This is a genomic window from Streptomyces sp. NPDC002573 (assembly GCF_042889625.1).
Lineage (GTDB): Bacteria > Actinomycetota > Actinomycetes > Streptomycetales > Streptomycetaceae > Streptomyces > Streptomyces gibsoniae.
This window is the reverse complement of sequence record NZ_JBIARC010000010.1, coordinates 50863-69933: the sequence shown is the minus strand read 5'-3', so window position 1 is coordinate 69933 and position 19071 is coordinate 50863. Positions and strand designations below refer to the sequence as shown.

The 19071-nt window shown below is 70.8% G+C and carries 12 protein-coding genes and 2 pseudogenes; 6 read left to right on the top strand and 8 right to left on the bottom strand.

Annotated elements, in window-relative coordinates; all coding sequences use genetic code 11:
- The first annotated feature begins 8 nt into the window (after positions 1-8).
- Entirely contained in the window at positions 9-1943 is a 1935-nt protein-coding gene (locus tag ACFYX0_RS12550) for an FUSC family protein (protein WP_388969642.1), read from the top strand.
- Between the two features lie 66 nt (positions 1944-2009).
- Here ACFYX0_RS12550 and ACFYX0_RS12545 read toward each other — a convergent pair.
- A pseudogene (locus ACFYX0_RS12545) lies at positions 2010-2618 on the bottom strand (alkaline phosphatase PhoX); the annotation flags it as partial.
- A gap of 301 nt (positions 2619-2919) precedes the next feature.
- Here ACFYX0_RS12545 and ACFYX0_RS12540 point away from each other — a divergent pair.
- Both ACFYX0_RS12540 and metG read left to right on the top strand, forming a co-directional pair.
- Positions 2920-4794: a VWA domain-containing protein gene (locus ACFYX0_RS12540; protein WP_388969640.1), complete on the top strand. Its 1875-nt coding sequence runs from the start codon at positions 2920-2922 to the stop codon at positions 4792-4794.
- Between the two features lie 182 nt (positions 4795-4976).
- Positions 4977-6692, top strand: coding sequence for a methionine--tRNA ligase (gene metG, locus ACFYX0_RS12535; protein WP_388969638.1), 1716 nt, complete (start codon positions 4977-4979; stop codon positions 6690-6692).
- 83 nt (positions 6693-6775) lie between these two features.
- Here metG and ACFYX0_RS12530 read toward each other — a convergent pair whose 3' ends face one another.
- From ACFYX0_RS12530 to ACFYX0_RS12500, 7 genes and pseudogenes are all read right to left on the bottom strand, one after another.
- On the bottom strand, positions 6776-7150 hold the full coding sequence (locus ACFYX0_RS12530; RefSeq protein ID WP_388969636.1) for a hypothetical protein: 375 nt from the start codon (positions 7148-7150) through the stop codon (positions 6776-6778).
- Positions 7151-7268: 118 nt separating this feature from the next.
- Positions 7269-8224, bottom strand: a pseudogene (locus tag ACFYX0_RS12525) (intradiol ring-cleavage dioxygenase).
- Between the two features lie 188 nt (positions 8225-8412).
- On the bottom strand, positions 8413-10176 hold the full coding sequence (gene aspS / locus ACFYX0_RS12520; RefSeq protein WP_388969634.1) for an aspartate--tRNA ligase: 1764 nt from the start codon (positions 10174-10176) through the stop codon (positions 8413-8415).
- A gap of 207 nt (positions 10177-10383) precedes the next feature.
- The gene (locus ACFYX0_RS12515) at positions 10384-11448 is read right to left on the bottom strand and encodes an AI-2E family transporter (protein ID WP_388969632.1); all 1065 of its coding nucleotides are present in this window, start codon (positions 11446-11448) and stop codon (positions 10384-10386) included.
- Between the two features lie 95 nt (positions 11449-11543).
- The gene (locus ACFYX0_RS12510) at positions 11544-12524 is read right to left on the bottom strand and encodes a pirin family protein (RefSeq protein ID WP_311693645.1); all 981 of its coding nucleotides are present in this window, start codon (positions 12522-12524) and stop codon (positions 11544-11546) included.
- 122 nt (positions 12525-12646) lie between these two features.
- On the bottom strand, positions 12647-14587 hold the full coding sequence (locus tag ACFYX0_RS12505) for a YncE family protein (protein WP_388969630.1): 1941 nt from the start codon (positions 14585-14587) through the stop codon (positions 12647-12649).
- Between the two features lie 187 nt (positions 14588-14774).
- Positions 14775-15266: an SseB family protein gene (locus tag ACFYX0_RS12500; protein WP_388969628.1), complete on the bottom strand. Its 492-nt coding sequence runs from the start codon at positions 15264-15266 to the stop codon at positions 14775-14777.
- A gap of 144 nt (positions 15267-15410) precedes the next feature.
- Here ACFYX0_RS12500 and ACFYX0_RS12495 point away from each other — a divergent pair, with 144 nt between their 5' ends.
- The 3 genes from ACFYX0_RS12495 to ACFYX0_RS12485 all read left to right on the top strand — a co-directional run bounded on the left by ACFYX0_RS12495 (position 15411) and on the right by ACFYX0_RS12485 (position 19055).
- A complete protein-coding gene (locus ACFYX0_RS12495; RefSeq protein WP_388969828.1) occupies positions 15411-17237 on the top strand; it encodes an acyl-CoA dehydrogenase in 1827 nt (608 codons plus the stop codon).
- Positions 17238-17369: 132 nt separating this feature from the next.
- Positions 17370-18668 (top strand): M18 family aminopeptidase, encoded by a 1299-nt coding sequence (locus tag ACFYX0_RS12490; protein WP_388969626.1) that lies wholly within the window; start codon positions 17370-17372, stop codon positions 18666-18668.
- 144 nt (positions 18669-18812) lie between these two features.
- A complete protein-coding gene (locus tag ACFYX0_RS12485; protein ID WP_311693652.1) occupies positions 18813-19055 on the top strand; it encodes a DUF6458 family protein in 243 nt (80 codons plus the stop codon).
- Positions 19056-19071: the final 16 nt, after the last annotated feature.

Sequence of the window (19071 nt, the reverse complement as noted above, 5' to 3'; positions counted from 1 at the left end):
ATAAGGTCATGTCCCGAGAGTTCCCCATCGGCCTCACCCCTCCCGACTGGCTGGTCAGGAACCTCAGACCGCAGCAGGCACCCGTCAACCGGCCCGCCGTCGTCCGCTCCGCGATCGCGATGGCCCTCCCCCTGGCGCTGGGACTCGCGGCGGGCCGCCCCGCCTACGGCGCGCTCGCCTCCATGGGCGCGCTGTCCGGTGTCATCGGGGACACCGCGGACGCGTACCGCATGCGCATCCTCAACATCGCGGTCCCCCAGCTCTTCGGCGCCGCCGGGGTCACCGTGGGCGCACTGGTGTTCGGGCAGGGCTGGCTCGCGGTCACCGCCGTGACCGGGGTCGCGCTGATCTCCGGGATGATCTCCACCATCGGCGCCGTCGCCTCCGTCTCCGGACTGCTGCTGCTCCTCAACACCGTGATCGGCGCGGGAATCCCGCTGCCCGGCGACTGGTGGCTCGGGCCCCTGCTCATGACCGGCGGCGGACTGCTCGTCCTCGCCCTCGCGCTGCTCGCCTGGCCGCTGCGGTCGGGCGTACCGGAGCGGGCCTCGGTCGCGGCCGCCTACCGGGCGGTCGGCGAACTGCTCACCGCCTGCGGGACGGAGGCGTACGACGCCCCCCGGTACGCCGTCACCCAGGCCCTCAACAACGCCTACGACCTCATCCTCGCCCGGCGCGCCCGCCATCACGGCCGCAGCCCCGACCTGGTGCGTCTGCTGGCCCAGCTGAACGCGCTCACCCCCCTCGTGGAGGCCGCCCCGGCCGCCCACCGCTGCGGCAGGCCGCTGCCCGAGAGCGCGTCCGAGGCCGTACGCCACCTCGCCGACGCCATCGACGCCGACCGCCGGGGGCCCTTCCCCCTCGCCCTGCCCGAACCGGTCGGGGAGACGGGGCGCGCCGTCGACCACGCGCTGCGGCACGCCGCCGAGGTCGTCACGGCGTGCCACGTCGACCCGGGCTCCATCGTCGACCGCCTCGGCCGGCCCGCCTCCCTCCGCGTCCGCGTCTACCGCACGACCCGCAACGTCCTGCTGTCCGGCACCTCCTGGCGCTACGGTCTCCGGCTCGCCCTGTGCATCGGCATCGCCCAGACCCTGGTGTCCCTGGTCCCGGTCCCGCGCTCGTACTGGGTCGCGCTCACCGTCACCTTCGTCCTGAAACCCGACTTCGGCTCGGTCTTCTCCCGGGCGCTGCTGCGGGCGCTCGGCACCGTGGTGGGGCTGGTGGTGGCCGCCGCGGTGCTGGCCGCGGTGCCGCTCGGCTGGTGGGACGTGGCGGCCGTGGCGGCCCTCGCCCCGCTCGTCCCGGCGCTGACCCCGCGCGGGTACGGCTATCAGACGGCCGCGATCACCCCGGTGATCCTGGTGCTGTCGGACCTGCTGAACCATCTGGGCACCGCACTGCTGGTGCCCCGGCTGGTGGACTCCCTCATCGGCTGCGCGATCGCGCTCGTCGCCGGCTATCTGCTGTGGCCGGAGAGCTGGCACGCGCGGGTCGGCGCCCGGCTCTCGGACGCGGTCGCCGACACCGCCGAGTACGTGGAGAACGCGTTCGGCGACACCGCGGACCCGCCGGCGCGCGCCCGTATGCGGCGCCGTCTCTACCGCGATCTGTCCACCATCCGTACGGAGTTCCAGCGGGCACTGACCGAGCCGCCGCCGATCGGGCGCCGGGCCGCCGCCTGGTGGCCGCTGGTCGTCGCGGTGGAACGGATCGTGGACGCGACGACCGGGGCGCGGGTGCGGGTGAAGCAGGGTGCGCCGATTCCGTCCCCGGCGGAGGTCGCGCAGGTCGCCCTGCAACTGCGGGAGTTGTCGCAGGGCCTGCGGGAGACGGAGGTCCTGGTCGCGGTCCGCACGGACCTCACCGGCCCGGCGGACAGCGTCCTGGAACCGCTGCGGCAGGAGGTGGCGGCGGCCCGGGCGATCGCGTCGCCGCACTGAGGACCGGGGCGGCGCCGCCCCGGTCCTGACCGAATCCCCTGATCGGGTGCCCGTCAGACGCCGATGTCGCCGCCGGGTCGGGTTCGCGGGGTCGTACCCGCGGAACATGATCACCTCGTCGGTGTACTCGTGGTTGGCGACGAGGAACTGCCGGTGGCGCTCGCCGGGCAGCGGGAGAAGCGCGAGGAAGTCGTTGTTGTACCCGAACTGCCCGGCCTGTGCGGCGGCGGTCTGGTTCTCGGGGTCGAAGGCGGGCGCGCCACGCAGGATGGGGTCGCCCCAGCGGATGACGACGTTCTGGCGGTAGCCGTCGGGGACGGTGACGGTGTCGTCGGTGTTGGGGGCGACCGGCGTGAAGCGCAGGCCGCGGGCGGCGTAGGTGCGGGCGGGGGACGCGGTGGGGGACGCGTTGGGGGTGGCGGCCCGGGCCTCCGGCGCGGCGGCCGAGACGGCGGCCGTACCGGTGGCGGTGGCCGCGGTCACGACGACGGCGGCGCGGAGGGCGGCACGGCGGCTGAGGACACCGGCGACGACATCGCCGGCGTACTCGTTGGAGCTGGTGTTGGGGACCTCGTGGAAGCAGGCGTCGCCACACCGGTAACGGCAGGTCAGGGCGGACCGACCGCCGGGATGCGAACCGGACGGCGTTCCGGTCAGCGGCAGAAGATTGCGCACTTTACTCTCCCCGTACGATCCCTTGGCGTGGACGTGACCCATAGGGGCAGGGGGGTGTGGACGCGGGGCGACCGGGTGAACGGCCGGCGAACCAAGGGAATCCGTACGGCGTTTGGAGCACGGGGAGGGGTACGCGGAGAAGGCGGGGTCCGGCGGGGTCGGTAACGGCGAGATAGCGGTATTGACAACGGCGCTTCCGATGGCCGGACCCTGCCCAAGATCGGCGCCTTCGGCGGCTAACCTTACGTGTCCGTCCTGGCCAGGGTTTGACGGGCATCAACTCACGCGAAGGGTTGCGCACATGGGCATTCTCACTCTCCTGCGGAACGCGTTCGGCCGCTCACGCAAGGGTCGCTCCGCCGAGGGGGAGCCCTCGCGGGAGACGACCACGACCGCGGAAACGGCACCTGCCTCCGCGGTCCTCACCGAGGCTCCGGCATCGGCGGAGGTCCCGGCCCAGTCGACGGGCCCGGACGACGAACACGAGCTGGTGTCGGCGGCGTTCGACAACGTGACGGTACCGAGGCAGGCGACTCCGAAGGAGGCGTCCGCGAACACGACGACCGCGAAACCAGCGGCGGGGCAGAAGCCGGAGCCGACGGCTACGACGAAGCCCGAGCCGGAACCGGAGGCCGAGGAGAAGCCGGAGCCGGAGGCCGCGGCGGACCCCGAGCCGGTCGCGGAAGAGACGCCGGAAGCGGCCGCGGAGGAGACCCCCGAACCGGAAGCCACGGCTGACCCCGAGCCCGTGGCCGAGGCAGAGGCAGAGCCCGTGGCCACGGCGGACCCCGAGCCGGTCGCGGAAGAGACGCCGGAAGCGGCCGCGGAGGAGACGCCCGAACCGGAGGCCGCAGCAGAGCCGGAGCCCGTGGCCGAGGCAGAGGCAGAGCCCGTGGCCGCGGCAGAGCCCGAGCCGGTCGCGGAAGAGACGACCGAACCGGAAGCCACCGAGGCCGAGCCGACGGCGGAGAAGGAGTCCGAGCCGGAGGTCGCGGCGGAGCCCGAGCGCGAGCCTGCCGCCGAGGTGACGGCCGAGACCGCTGAGACCGCCGAGCCGGAAGCTGCCGCGGAACCCGAGCCCGCCGTAGAGGCGGAACCGGAGGCCACCCCGGAGCCGGAGGCTCCGGAGCCCGAGGCCGAAGCGGTCGCCGAGGTCACGCCGGAGGCGGAGCCGACGGTCACGGCCCCCGAGCCCGAGGCCACGCAGGAACCGGAGCCCGAGCCGGCACCGGTCGCCGAAGCGACCCCCGAGCCCGTCGCCGAAGCCACCCCCGAGCCCCAGGCCGAGGCCGAGACCGAGACCGAGCAGCCGGAACCGGCCGCCGAGACCACCCCCGAGGCCGAGCCCGAGGCCAAGGATCCCGAGCCGGTGGCCCCCGCCGAGCCGGTCGCCGCCGCCGAGGAAGCCCCGATCGAGCCGTCCGCCCCGGCCGACACCGAAGCCGAGGCCGAGGCCGAGGCCACCCCGGCCACCGAAACCGACGTCGACACCGACACCGAAGCGGACGCGAAGCCCGCGCTCACCCCCACCGAGGTCAAGTCCCACGCCCCCGGTCTCACCACCGCCTACAAGGCCGCCGCGACCGTTCTCGACAAGCACGGCCTCGCCGGCACCCGGGCCAAGGTCTACCTCGTGCTGGACCGCTCCGCCTCCATGCGCCCGTACTACAAGGACGGCTCCGCCCAGGCCCTGGGCGAGCAGGCCCTCGCGCTCGCCGCGCACCTCGACCCCGAGGCCGCGGTGCACGTCGTCTTCTTCTCCACCGAACTGGACGGCACCGGCGAGCTGACCCTCGCCGAGCACGAGAACAAGGTCGACGACCTCCACGCGGGCCTCGGCCGTATGGGCCGTACGAGCTACCACGCGGCGGTGGAGGCCGTCACCGGCCACCACGACAAGTCCGCGGACCCCGCCCTGCCCGCCCTGGTGATCTTCCAGACGGACGGCGCTCCGGACGCGAAGACCCCCGCCACCCAGGCCCTCACGGACGCCGCCAAGAGCCACCCCGCCCTCTTCTTCTCCTTCATCGCCTTCGGCGACCCGGAGAACAAGGCCTTCGACTACCTCCGCAAGCTGAAATCGGACAACACGGCCCATTTCCTGGCCGGCGAGACCCCGCGCGAGCTGACGGACACCGAGGTCTACGAGGGCATCCTGGCGAACTGGCGCCCGTAGGACCGCAGGGGCCACAGGAGCCCCGAAAGACCGCTCGAAGGACGCCGCCCGCTTCTCACCCCGTAAAACGGGAAGCGGGCGGCGTACCCATGTCGGCTACGATTTCAAGGTTCGTAGACGATGACAGACGGCCCGAAATCCGCCGATCGTCACCCCACGTAGCGACTTGGGAGCAGCCCGCGATGGCTCGACACCTCATCACCAGCGCCCTTCCGTACATCAACGGGATCAAGCACCTGGGCAACATGGTGGGGTCCATGCTCCCGGCTGACGTGTACTCCCGCTACATGCGCCAGCGCGGCCACGACGTGCTCTTCATCTGCGCGACGGACGAGCACGGCACCCCTGCCGAGCTGGCGGCCAAGGAGCTGGGCCTGCCGGTCGACGAGTTCTGCGCCCAGGCGCACGAGGCGCAGAAGGCGGTGTACGACGGCTTCAACCTGGCCTTCGACTACTTCGGCCGCAGCTCGTCCCCGCAGAATCGCGAGATCACGCAGGAGATCGCCCGCGAGCTCAAGGCGAACGGGTTCATCGAGGAGCGGGCCATCCGCCAGGTGTACTCGAACGCCGACGGCCGCTTCCTGCCCGACCGGTACATCATCGGCACCTGCCCGCACTGCGGCTACGACAAGGCCCGCGGCGACCAGTGCGAGAACTGCACCCGCGTCCTCGACCCCACGGACCTGATCGACCCGCGCTCCGCCATCAGCGGCAGCAGCGACCTGGAGGTCCGCGAGACCAAGCACCTCTTCCTCCTCCAGTCGGCGCTGGCCGGCGAGGTCGAGGCCTGGGTCGACCAGCGCGCCGACAACTGGCCGGTGCTGGCCTCCTCGATCGCCCGCAAGTGGCTCACCGAGGGGCTGCACGACCGGGCGATCACCCGTGACCTGGACTGGGGCGTCCCGGTTCCGGCCGACACCTGGCCCGAGCTGGCCGCCGAGGGCAAGGTCTTCTACGTCTGGTTCGACGCCCCGATCGAGTACATCGGCGCGACGAAGGAATGGTCGGACCAGGACCCGGAGAACCGGGACTGGCGTTCGTGGTGGTGGGAGTCGGAGGCCGACGTCCACTACACGCAGTTCATGGGCAAGGACAACGTGCCCTTCCACAGCGTGATGTTCCCGGCCACCCAGCTGGGCACCCGCTCGCCGTGGAAGATGGTCGACGTCATCAAGGCCTTCAACTGGCTCAACTACTACGGCGGCAAGTTCTCCACCTCGCAGAAGCGCGGTGTCTTCACGCACGACGCGCTGGAGATCCTGCCCGCCGACTACTGGCGCTACTTCATGATGGCGAACGCCCCGGAGTCGGACGACACGTCCTTCACCTGGGAGCACTTCACGGCCACGGTGAACAAGGACCTCGCGGACACCCTGGGCAACTTCGTCAACCGGGTGCTCTCCTTCTCCCGCAAGCGCTTCGGTGACGCGGTCCCGGAGGGCGGCGAGCCGGGCGAGGCCGAGGCGCGGCTCGGCGAGGAGATCGCACGTCTCCTCGCGGAGTACGAGGAGCACATGGAGGCCATCCAGTTCCGCAAGGCGGCGGCCTCGCTGCGCGCCCTGTGGTCGGCCGGCAACTCCTACCTGGAGGAGAAGGCCCCCTGGCTGGAGATCAAGACCAACAAGGAGGGCGCGGCCCTCACCCTGCGCACGGCGATGAACCTGATCCACCTCTACGCGGTGGTCTCGGAGCCGTTCATCCCGACGACCTCCGCGACCATGCGCGCGGCCTTCGGCCTGAAGGACGACACGGCCGTGTGGGTGACGCAGGAGGAGGCGAAGGCCCTGGCCGCCGTCCCGGTCGGCACGCCCTTCACGGTTCCCCCGGTGCTGTTCGCGAAGCTGACGGACGAGGACCTGGCCGCGTACAAGGAGCGCTTCGGCGGCGAGACCGATTAGCACCGCCGGTACCCGTCACGGGGCCCGGGAAGCGTTCGGCTTCCCGGGCCCCCGGGCTTTCACCGGGTGACGGAGGCGGGCCGCTACAGATCCTCCAGCACCCCGACGGGAGCGACGGTCGCCCCGCTCCTCGGGCAGGTCCAGACCGCCTCCCCCCGCACCACGCTCGCGGTCAGTGGATGGGTGCCCGGGTGGGCCGGGCAGTGCGGCCAGACCGCCGGGGCGCCCTCACCCCACAGGGCCTCGACCGCCCAGTCCTGCAGCTGGTCCGCGACGCGCGCCAGACGCTCCGCCGGGGTGTCATCGGGCCATCCGACCACCCCTTGCCCGCTGCCGTCCGGCGCGTAGAGCATCAGCCCGTGCTCCGTGTGCTCCCGTACCTCGGGCAGCACGGCCCGATGCGCGCGGAGATCACGCATCACCACGGCCAGCGCCTCGGCGAGTTCCTCGTCCCTCATGCACCCCTCCCTCGTCGTCATCAGGCCCCCTCGGGAAGAGCCCGGAACCGCGCGGGCGGTTCCGGACCCTGGGTGGGGGGGTCGGCGTGGTGCGGGTGTCAGCGGGGCGCCGGCGACCTCAGCTCGCGCTCGCCGACGGCGTCGCGGACGGCCCCGGCCCGCCCGTTCCGTCGTGGGTCTCGTCCGGGGCCACCCCCAGCGTCAGCTGCGCCCGCACGCCCTTCGCGATGTGCCTCCGGTCGTACGAGAGGTACAGCAGGCCGCCCGAATGCCCGTTCTGCGGATAGATCGTGTCCTCGGTCAGGGTCGTGCGCGTCGTCGTGTCGGTGGAGTACGGCGCCACCTCCGCCGACACGAGCACCGACTTCTCGTCGAAGAACAGCTGGCCCGTGTGACAGGCGTGGCCGCCCTCGTAGCCGGCGTCCGTCCAGGTGCCGTCCACATGGACCTTCACATGGATGTGGACGCAGCGGCCCCGGTACCAGCCGGGGAAGACGGTCCTGAAGGTGACGTAGCCGTGTCTGTCCGTCCTCCAGGTGCCCCGCAGATAGCGCGTGCTGTCCGTGGGGTCCTGATGGCCGCCGCCTCCGCCGCCGGGGCCGCCCGAGGGGGCGCGCCCGTGGGGGTCCCGGTCGGCGCGTCCGTGGGGGCGCCGCCACCACCGCCGTTGCCCATCGACTGATAGCCGGAGTAGACGCCCAACGCCGAGCAGTGCCAGATGTCGACGGCCGCGTCACGGAGGGGACGGCAGGTCTCCGCGTCGATCACCTTGAGCTTCAGGAGCAGGGGGATGCCCTCCTGGTCCTCGGTGATGTTCTGGCGGATCTTGTCCGCGTCGATGTAGTACGGGCCTTCGACCAGCTCCGAGGTGAGCGTGTAGCACGTCTCCGGGGTCGCGGTCCCCGTGCTCGACGCGCCCGGTGCCGGGGAGGCGGTGCCGGCTGCGTCCTGAGCCGAGGCGTTCACCATGAGGGCGGCGCCCAGGCCCATCGCAGCCACCGTCGCGCCGCCGGCCATCATCAGCCCACGGCGCGTCAACTTGCTCTGTTCCTGGGGTTGTCGGGCTTCTTCCATGGGTTCGGGGGTCTCAGTCACGAGCGAGGGCGCTATGAACTGGACCTGTCAAATCCATGGGAAAGCTGTGTTTCCCGGGATTCATGCAAAGTGGCTCGGACCGACGATCGGTTCCGAGCCACCTCTGCGGTACGGCGCTCACCGCACCGCCTCGCTCAGCCGCCCCTCGGGGCTGCTCCGCAGGGCTGTTACTTCGGCTGCGGCTTGCGCACCGACAGGTGCAGCTCCCTCAGCCGCGCCTCCTCCAGCTCGGTCGGCGCGCCCATCATCAGGTCCTGGGCGTTGCCGTTGAGCGGGAAGGCGATGGTCTCGCGGATGTTCGGCTCGTCGGCCAGCAGCATCACGATGCGGTCGACGCCGGGGGCGATGCCGCCGTGCGGCGGGGCGCCGAAGCGGAAGGCGCGGAGCATGCCCGCGAACTTCTCCTCGACGGTCTCGCGGTCGTAGCCCGCGATCTCGAACGCCTTGAGCATGATCTCCGGCTCGTGGTTCCGGATCGCGCCGGAGGACAGCTCGACACCGTTGCAGACGATGTCGTACTGCCAGCCCAGGATGTCCAGCGGGTCCTGGGTCTGAAGGGCCTCCAGGCCGCCCTGCGGCATGGAGAAGGGGTTGTGCGAGAAGTCGATCGCGCCGGTCTCCTCGTCCTTCTCGTACATAGGGAAGTCGACGATCCAGCAGAAGCGGAAGACGCCCTCCTCGAAGTGGCCGGCCCGCTTGGCGGCCTCCACCCGCACGGCGCCCATGATCTTCGAGACCTCGTCGAACTCGCCCGCGCCGAAGAAGACCGCGTGACCGGCGGCCAGCTGGAGCCGCTTCGTCAGCTCCGCGACGTTCTCCTCCGTCAGGAACTTCGCGATCGGGCCCGTCAGCGAGCCGTCCTCGCCGACCCGCACCCAGGCCAGGCCCTTCGCGCCCTGCTCCACCGCGTACTCGCCGAGCTGGTCGAAGAACTTGCGGGGCTGCGCCGACACGTCCGGCACCGGCAGCGCGCGCACGTGCTTGCCCGCGAAGGCCTTGAACTCCGAGCCCTCGAAGATGTCGGTGATGTCGACCAGCTCCAGCTTGGCGCGCAGGTCCGGCTTGTCGGAGCCGTACTTCAGCATCGCCTCGCGGAACGGGATCCGCGGGAAGGGGGAGGTGACATGACGGCCACCGCCGAACTCCTCGAAGATCTCCGTCATCAGCTTCTCGATCGGCTGGAAGACGTCCTCCTGCTCGACGAAGCTCATCTCGACGTCGAGCTGGTAGAACTCGCCCGGCGAACGGTCCGCGCGGGCGTCCTCGTCACGGAAACAGGGCGCGATCTGGAAGTACCGGTCGAAGCCGGAGATCATCAGCAGCTGCTTGAACTGCTGCGGGGCCTGCGGCAGGGCGTAGAACTTGCCCGGGTTCAGACGGGAGGGGACGACGAAGTCGCGGGCGCCCTCCGGGGAGGTGGCGCTGAGGATCGGGGTCGCCATCTCGTTGAAGCCCATGGCCGCCATCTTGTGGCGGATGGACGAGATCACCGACGTACGCAGCAGGATGTTGCGGTGCATGCGCTCGCGGCGCAGGTCGAGGAAGCGGTACTCCAGGCGCCGCTCCTCGTTCACCCCGTCCTCGGTGTTGATCGTGAAGGGGAGCGGGGCGGCCGCGCCGAGCAGCTCGACCTCGCCCACCTCGATCTCGATCTCGCCCGTCGGCAGGTCGGGGTTCACGTTCTCCGCGCCGCGGGAGACGACCTTGCCGTCGACGCGGACGGTCGACTCCTTGGAGACCTTGTCCAGCGCCTCGTAGGCGGGCGTGCCGGGGCGGGCGACGAGCTGCGTGATGCCGTAGTGGTCGCGCAGATCGATGAAGAGGATGCCGCCCAGGTCGCGCCGATTGTGCAGCCAGCCGCTCAGCCGGACGTCGCTGTCGACGTCAGAGGCGCGGAGCTCGCCGCAGGTGTGGGACCTGTACCGATGCATCGTCGTTCATCCAGTCTTCGCGGGTCGGGTCTTTCCGGGGTCGCTCGCCCCGGCGCCGCCGGGCGGGCACGGCCCGGACCTACCAAGGGTACCGGCCGCCCCGCCGTCACCTCCCCCTGATTAGGGGGCGACGCTCCGCCGATCGGCCCTCGACGCTCCGCGAGGGTCTCCGCGGGGGGCCTCCGGGGCGCGGGCCGCCACGTTCCGTCAGGCGTCCGGCCCCTTCTCCTGCCCCTCCGGCTCCTCCGGTCCGTACCGCGTCCGCAGCTCATGCCCGACGCCGAACGCCGCCGCGGTGAGCGGTACCGCCAGCAGCATCCCGAGGATCCCGGCGACCGAGGCGCCCGCGGTGAGCGCCAGCAGCACCGCAGCCGGGTGCATCCGCACGGTCCGGCTCTGCACCACCGGCTGGAGCACATGCCCGTCCAGCACCTGTACGGCGACCACGACACCGAGCGCCCACAGCGCGATGACCAGCCCGCGGTCCGCGAGGGCGACCAGGATCGCGACCGCGCCGGAGAGAAAGGCGCCGAGGTAGGGGATATAGGCACCCACGAAGACCAGCGCGCCCAGCCCGATCGCCCCCGGCACGCGCAGGACCAGCAGCCCCACGGTGGTCAGGGTGGCGTCGATGAGCGCGATGACCGTGGTGCCGCGCATGAACCCCTCGACGGACTCGAAGGCGCGCCGCGCGACCGCCTCGACGGTGTCGGCGGAGCCGCGCGGGGCGAGCGAGCGCAGCTGGTCCGCCACGCGGTGGGAGTCGCGCAGCAAGAAGAAGACGAGCAGCAGGGCCAGTACGGCCATGGCGATGTACTCGGCGACCACGCTGACCCCGCTGATCACGTTGGAGGCGGCGGTGCCCCCGAACTTGGAGATCAGCTGCTTGGAGTTGGTCGTCAGGTCGTCCAGCGAGGTGCCTGCCGCCCCGAAGTACGCCGCGACCGACTTCGCGGCCCGTTTGAGCGAGGCCAGGATCTGGTCGCCGGTGTCGACGAGCGCGGCGACGACGATGTACACGGCGCCGCCGACCACCGTCACCACGGCGACACAGGTGATCCCGGCCGCGAGCGAGCGGTGGACGCCGACTCGCACGAGCCATCGGTGCAGCGGCCCGAGGAGCGCGGTGCCCAGCAGCGCGAGCAGCACCGGCACGACGGCCGTACGGAACTGCCCGCACAGCCGGATCACGATCCAGACGACCCCGGCGACCAGCAGGGCGGCGGCGCACCAGGCGGCGAGGCGGCGTACGGGCTCGGGAAGGAGCTGCACCCTCCCAGCCGATCATGCGAAAGGGCGGGCTGTCCTGTGCAGACAGCCCGCCCGGGTGACGCCGTATCAGCCCCCGACCGGCGCCGGGCCGCTGATCAGGCGCCCTGCGGACCGCTCTCGGTCATCCCGTGCACGGCGGGGATGGTGCCGAGGCGCCCCTTCTGGAAGTCCTCGAACGCCTGCTGGAGTTCCTCGCGGGTGTTCATCACGAACGGGCCGTAATGCTGCATGGGCTCACGGATCGGCTGTCCGCCCAGGAGCACGACCTCCAGGTCCGGCGTGTGGGAGTCCTGCTTCTCGTCCGCGCGGACGGTGATCGAGGAGCCCGCGCCGAACACGGCGGTCTGGCCGAGGTGGATCGGACGGCGCTCCGCACCCACGCTGCCGCGGCCGGCCAGGACGTACGCGAGACCGTTGAAGTCCTCGCGCCAGGGCAGGGTGACCTCCGCGCCCGGTGCCACGGTGGCGTGGATCAGGGTGATCGGCGTGTGCGTGACGCCGGGGCCCTGGTGGCCGTCCAGCTCACCGGCGATGACGCGGATCAGCGCGCCGCCGTCGGGGGTGGTCAGCAGCTGGACCTGGCCACCGCGGATGTCCTGGTAGCGCGGGGCCATCATCTTGTCCTTGGCGGGCAGGTTGACCCACAGCTGGATGCCGTGGAACAGGCCGCCGGACACGACGAGCGACTCCGGCGGAGCCTCGATGTGCAGCAGGCCCGAACCCGCGGTCATCCACTGGGTGTCGCCGTTGGTGATGGTGCCGCCCCCACCGTGGGAGTCCTGGTGGTCGAAGATGCCGTCGATGATGTAGGTGACGGTCTCGAAGCCTCGGTGAGGGTGCCAGGGGGTGCCCTTGGGCTCGCCCGGCGCGTACTCCACCTCACCCATCTGGTCCATCATGATGAACGGGTCGAGGTGGCGGTAGTGGATCCCGGCGAACGCCCGGCGGACCGGGAATCCCTCACCCTCGTAGCCGCTCGGCGCGGTCGTGACACCGAGCACGGGACGGGACACCGCGTCGGCCGACGCGGCCACTCGGGGCAGGGTCAGCGGGTTCTCAACGGTCACTGCAGGCATGTCTGGTACCTCCTTGTGCTCCCACTTTAGTTGATGGTTGAACTTTCTGCCAGCCCCCAACGCGAAGAGCCCGGAGGACATTCCCTCCGGGCTCCGTCATCGCGTCAGTCGCCTCAGCCGGCTCAGTTGCTGAAGTACAGGTACTTCCAGGCCCCGTACGTCGTGGAGTTCACGGTGTCGCCGGACGAGCCGTTGACGTACACCGAGCGCATCCGCGCCTTGATCCCGGCCTCGCCGGGCGCCTCGAGACTCACGGCCGACCTGCCGCTCGTGCCGAGCGAGAAGTACTCGGAGTCGGCCGAGTACCACCTGCCGCCGTAGTAGACCTGAAGGTCGAAGCGCTGCCGGCGACCCGGGTAGTAGGTCATGGTCGTGGTGAGCAGCGGGTCGGTGTTCCTGTGGAACCAGTAGTACGAGGTCGAGCCGATCTTGGCCGTCCTGTAGTGCCTGGCGACGGCCGTGGAGATCCGGACGCGGGCGTAGGCGTCGACCTTGACCGTCTTCGGCTGGTACCGGGAGTCGCCCGCGAAGACCGCGGTGACGGCCGTGTCGCGGGTCATGTCCAGGGTCACGGACAGATAGCCGCTGCTGTTGACCGTGCCGGACTTCACCAGCTTCTTCGGCTTGTCCGGGCCGTAGGGGTCCGCGTAGATGTCGACCTTGCGGTTCTTGTAGGTCGTGCCGAGGTGGGCGGTGAACTTCACGTCGGCGCCGTAGTCGTTCAGCTTGCCGTTGTTGTTCAGGCTCAGCGACGTCGCGGCGCGGGAGACCGCGACCTTGTCGGAGGCGGTGGCCGGGGTGTGCTCGGCGTCACCCGCGTAGCCGACCTTGTAGGTCACGGTGCCGCCGGCCGGCGGGGTGTCCGTGAAGGAGTAGCTGCCGTCCGCCTTCACCGTGACGGCCGGGAGCGCCTTGGCGCCGGTGCTGTCCAGGTCGGTTCGGGTGACCGTGAGCCTGGCGCCCGCCGGGAGCGGCACGTTGGCCGTGATCCTGCCCTTGACCGTGAGCTGCTTGGCGCGGGTCGCGGAGGCGGGCGCGTCGACCGTGAGGCTCGGCACACTGAGCGACGGGCCGGTGTACGCCTTCAGGGTGAAGGTACTGCCCGTACCGGCGAGAGCGAACAGCCGCGAGGAGTCGGGGGCCCACGCCACCTCGCCGATGCCGGCCGACGTCCCCGTCTCGAAGCGGCGAACCGGGGTGGTGGCGCCCGGCTTGTAGACGGACACATGACGGTCGTAGGCCTGAGCGATCAGACCGCTCGGCGAGACGTCGCCGGACCAGCCCGTCTCGGTGAGCTCCCCGGCCTCCGTGAAGGTCCCGTCGGCGTACGAGAGCTTCCGGGAGCCGTTCCACAGCACCTGGGAGGTGCCGGGTACGAGGTCGATGTCGCCGAAGTACTGCCCGCCGTCGCTCTTGGCGACCAGCTTCGGGGTGGCCCCTGAGACGTCGAGCACGTTCAGCGCGCCCGGGCTGTCGCCGCTGTCGGCCACGGTCAGCACTCCGGGCACGGACGGGTCGGCGTCGAGGAGCGCCGCGTTGTAGTACGGGGCGACCGTGTCCGGGAGCTGTCCGAGGGCCACCGCGGCGGCCGCGTCGGTGGCGGCGGGGTCGATGGAGCCCAGGTTGCCGTGGAAGCCGTCGTCACCGGTGACCCGGTACGAGAACCAGAGCCGTCCGCCCGCGAAGGCGATCTCGCGCGGGTCGGTGCCGGCGCCGAGGTCGTAGCGGGTTTTGACCTGAAGGTCCGTCGCGTCGAGGGCCACGATCTCGTGGGTGGTCGGCAGCGACGCGTACAGGGTGCGGCCGTCGTCGGAGAGCGCGAGGTCGCTGGGGCGGCCGAAGCCGACGTTCAGGTCGACCAGGGTGCCGTTGTAGTCGGTGGCCAGGATCCGTCCGTTGTCCTGGTCGGCGACGAAGACCCGCTGGAGGGCGCCGTCCGCGACGAGGCCGACGGGCTGGGTGAGGACGGCCGGCTCGGCCGAGGCGGAGCCCGCCGCAGCGACGCTCAGCGCGACCGAGCTGAACAGGACCGCGAGTGCCGTCGCGGCCGAAGTGCTGCGCATGCGCACAGTGATGAACCCCCACAAGAGATCCCGGACACCCGGGAGATGAGAGCGCCGCGCGACACCCGGCCGCGACCGCATGGGTACGGTGGCGGGCGGGGCGCGGCTGCCGGGGGAACTCTATGGCATGGCTGTGACAAGCGAGGGGGGATTTCCGGGCGGCCGCGGGCCACCCGGCACGGCACGGTCAGCCGTACATGCGCCGCATCGCGAACTCCACCATCTGCTCGACCGCCTTGGCGTCGAACACCATCCGGTGCTCCCCCTCCATGTCGAGCACGAACCCGTAGCCCGTCGGCAGCAGGTCGATCACCTCCGCCCCGGTGATCACGAAGTACTTGGACTCCTTGCCCGCGTACCTCCGCAGCTCCTTGAGCGAGGTGAACATCGGGATCACCGGCTGCTGGGTGTTGTGCAGGGCCAGGAACCCGGGGTTGTCGCCGCGCGGGCAGTACACCTTGGACGTGGCGAAGATCTGCTGGAAGTCCTCGGCCGCCATCGACCCCGTGGTGAACGCTCGCACCGCGTCCGCGAGCGACGGCGGCGACGGCTCGGGATACAGCGGAGGCTGCTGGCCGTATCCGCCGGGCATCTGCCCGCCCGGCATCTGCTGCCCGGGCATCTGCTGCTGCGGCGAGGCGTACTGCTGCTGCGCACCCGCGTTCTGGTAGCCGTACATGCCCCAAAGAGTAGTGGGCCACATAAAACCGTGAGGGGTTGATTCTTATTACCGACGGGTAGCATCATCGGTGCTACTTGTCAGTATGCGTGAACCGGTTGCGAGGAGACAGTGCCTCGCCGATCTCTCTACGGAGCCGTCGCCATGGGGCACTACAAGTCGAATCTCCGCGACATCGAGTTCAACCTCTTCGAGGTGCTCGGCCGCGACAAGCTGTACGGCACCGGCCCGTTCGCGGAGATGGACACGGACACCGCCAAGAGCGTCCTCGAGGAGCTGACCCGCCTCGCCGAGAACGAACTGGCGGAGTCCTTCGCCGACGCCGACCGCAACCCGCCGGTCTTCGACCCCGAGACGAACACCGCCCCCGTCCCCGAGACCTTCAAGAAGAGCTACAAGGCCTTCATGGACTCGGAGTACTGGCGCCTCGGCCTGCCCGAGGGGATCGGCGGCACGACGGCTCCGCCGTCCCTGATCTGGGCGTACGCGGAGCTGGTCCTCGGCTCGAACCCGGCCGTGTGGATGTACTCCTCCGGCCCGGCGTTCGCCGGCATCCTCTACGACGAGGGCAACGACGTCCAGAAGAAGATCGCGCAGATAGCCGTCGAGCGGACCTGGGGCTCCACCATGGTGCTCACCGAGCCGGACGCCGGCTCGGACGTCGGCGCCGGCCGCACCAAGGCCATCCAGCAGGAGGACGGCTCCTGGCACATCGAGGGCGTCAAGCGCTTCATCACCTCCGGTGAGCACGACATGGAGGAGAACATCCTCCACTACGTCCTCGCCCGTCCCGAGGGTGCCGGCGCGGGCACCAAGGGCCTGTCCCTCTTCCTCGTCCCGAAGTACCTCTTCGACTTCGAGACCGGCGAGCTGGGCGAGCGCAACGGCGTCTACGCCACCAACGTCGAGCACAAGATGGGCCTGAAGGCGTCCAACACCTGCGAGATGACCTTCGGCGACCGCCACCCCGCCAAGGGCTGGCTGATCGGCGACAAGCACGAGGGCATCCGCCAGATGTTCCGCATCATCGAGTTCGCCCGCATGATGGTCGGCACGAAGGCGATCTCCACGCTGTCCACCGGCTACCTGAACGCCCTGGAGTACGCCAGGGAGCGCGTCCAGGGTCCGGACCTGGCCAACTTCATGGACAAGGCCGCGCCCAAGGTCACCATCACCCACCACCCCGACGTGCGCCGCTCGCTGATGACACAGAAGGCGTACGCGGAGGGCATGCGCGCGCTCGTCCTCTACACCGCCACCGTCCAGGACACGATCGCGGTCAAGGAGGCGAACGGCGAGGACACCTCCGCCGAGCACGCCCTCAACGACCTGCTCCTGCCGATCGTCAAGGGCTACGGCTCCGAGAAGGGCTACGAGCAGCTCGCCCAGTCGCTGCAGACCTTCGGCGGCTCCGGCTTCCTGCAGGAGTACCCGATCGAGCAGTACATCCGCGACGCCAAGATCGACACCCTCTACGAGGGCACCACCGCGATCCAGGGCCAGGACTACTTCTTCCGGAAGATCGTCCGCAACCAGGGCGCCGCGCTGAACTCGCTCGCCGAGGACATCAAGAAGTTCCTGGCGATCGGCACCGGCGGCGAGGAGCTGGCGGGCGCCCGCGAGCACCTGGCCAAGGCGGCCGTGGAGCTGGAGGCCATCGTCGGCCTGATGCTGACCGACCTCGCGGCCACCGCCGAGGACGTCAAGAGCATCTACAAGGTGGGCCTGAACACCACCCGTCTGCTGATGGCCTCCGGTGACGTGATCGTCGGCTACCTGCTGCTGAAGGGTGCCGCGGTCGCCGCCGAGAAGCTTCAGACGGCCTCCGCCAAGGACAAGGCCTTCTACACCGGCAAGATCGCGGCGGCGAAGTTCTTCGCGGCCAACGTCCTGCCGGGCGTGACCCTGGCCCGCAAGGTGGCCGAGGGTGTGGACCTGGACCTCATGGAGCTGGACGAGGCCGCGTTCTAAGGTCCCGAGCCGGACGCGGGGCCGTTCGGCCGGCCGGGCCGGCCCCGGCGCCGGTCAACCTCCACATCCCCCTTACGAGGGCCCGCTCCCCATCAACGGGAGCGGGCCCTCGCCCGTCGTTAAGGTGAACCCATGAGCTCAAGCCCTCGCTTCGACCGCGGCCACACCGACGACCTCATGTCCTTCCTGGCGGCCAGCCCGTCGCCGTACCACGCGGTGGCGCACGCCGCCGAGCGGCTGGAGAAGGCCGGCTTCCGGCAGGTCTCGGAGACGGACGCGTGGGACGGGACGAGCGGCGGGAAGTACGTGCTCCGCGGGGGCGCGATCATCGCCTGGTACGTCCCCGAGGGCGCCGGCGCGCACACGCCCTTCCGGATCATCGGCGCGCACACCGACTCCCCGAATCTGCGGGTCAAGCCGCGACCGGACAGCGGTGCCCACGGCTGGCGGCAGATCGCGGTCGAGATCTACGGCGGCCCGCTGCTCAACTCCTGGCTGGACCGCGACCTCGGCCTGTCCGGCCGGCTCTCCCTGCGCGACGGCTCCACCCGACTCGTGAACATCGACAGACCGCTGCTGCGCGTGCCCCAGCTCGCCGTGCACCTGGACCGCTCGGTCTCCACGGAGGGGCTGAAGCTGGACAAGCAGCGTCATCTGCAGCCCGTCTGGGGACTGGGCGACGAGGTGCGCGACGGGGACCTCATCGCGTTCCTGGAGCAGGAGCTCGGCCTGTCCGCGGGTGAGGTGACGGGCTGGGACCTGATGACCCACTCCGTCGAACCGCCCGCCTACCTCGGCCGGGACAAGGAGCTGGTGGCTGGCCCGCGGATGGACAACCTGCTGTCCGTGCACGCGGCCACCGCCGCGCTCGCGGCCGTCGCCGGCTCCGGCAGCGCCCTCTCCTTCATCCCGGTGCTCGCGGCCTTCGACCACGAGGAGAACGGCTCCCAGTCCGACACCGGCGCCGACGGCCCGCTGCTCGGATCCGTGCTGGAACGCTCGGTGTTCGCCCGGGGCGGTTCCTACGACGACCGGGCGCGGGCCCTCGCCGGCTCGGTCTGTCTGTCCTCCGACACCGGGCACGCCGTCCACCCCAACTACCCGGAGCGGCACGACCCGACCCACCACCCGCGTGCGGGCGGCGGCCCCATCCTCAAGGTGAACGTCAACAACCGCTACGCCACGGACGGTTCGGGCCGCGCGATCTTCGCCGCGGCCTGCGAGAAGGCGAACGTCCCCTTCCAGTCATTCGTCTCGAACAACGCGATGCCCTGCGGCACGACCATCGGCCCGATCACGGCGGCCCGCCACGGCATCAAGACGGTCGACATCGGCGCGGCGATCCTGTCGATGCACAGCGCCCGCGAACTGTGCGCCGCGGACGACCCGCACCTGCTGGCGAGCGCACTGGTGGCGTTCCTGGAGGGCTGACGCGCCCGGCGGCCGCCCGGACCGGCCCGGCCCTTCGGACCTGCCGTTCGGGCGCCCGTGCGATCACCCCGGCATGCCCACCGCCCTCCCGGGTACCCGGGTTCGGGGCCGGAAGGACCGGACCCCACAGGGAGGGCAGGACTCATGGGCCTGGGTGGATGCATCATCCTGATCGCCGTGGGGGCCATCCTCGCGTTTGCGACCGACTGGCACATGCAGGGCGTCAACCTTCACCTCGTCGGCGTCATATTCATGATCGTCGGGTTCATCGGTGTCGCCACGTTCAGCAGCATCTACCGCCGGAGGCGGGTCGTGGTGCCGCCCGCCCCCGTCGTCGAGGAGGAACGGCACCGTCCCGGTGACGGATACGGCGGGTACGGGGTCTGACCCCGCGCCCGGCCGT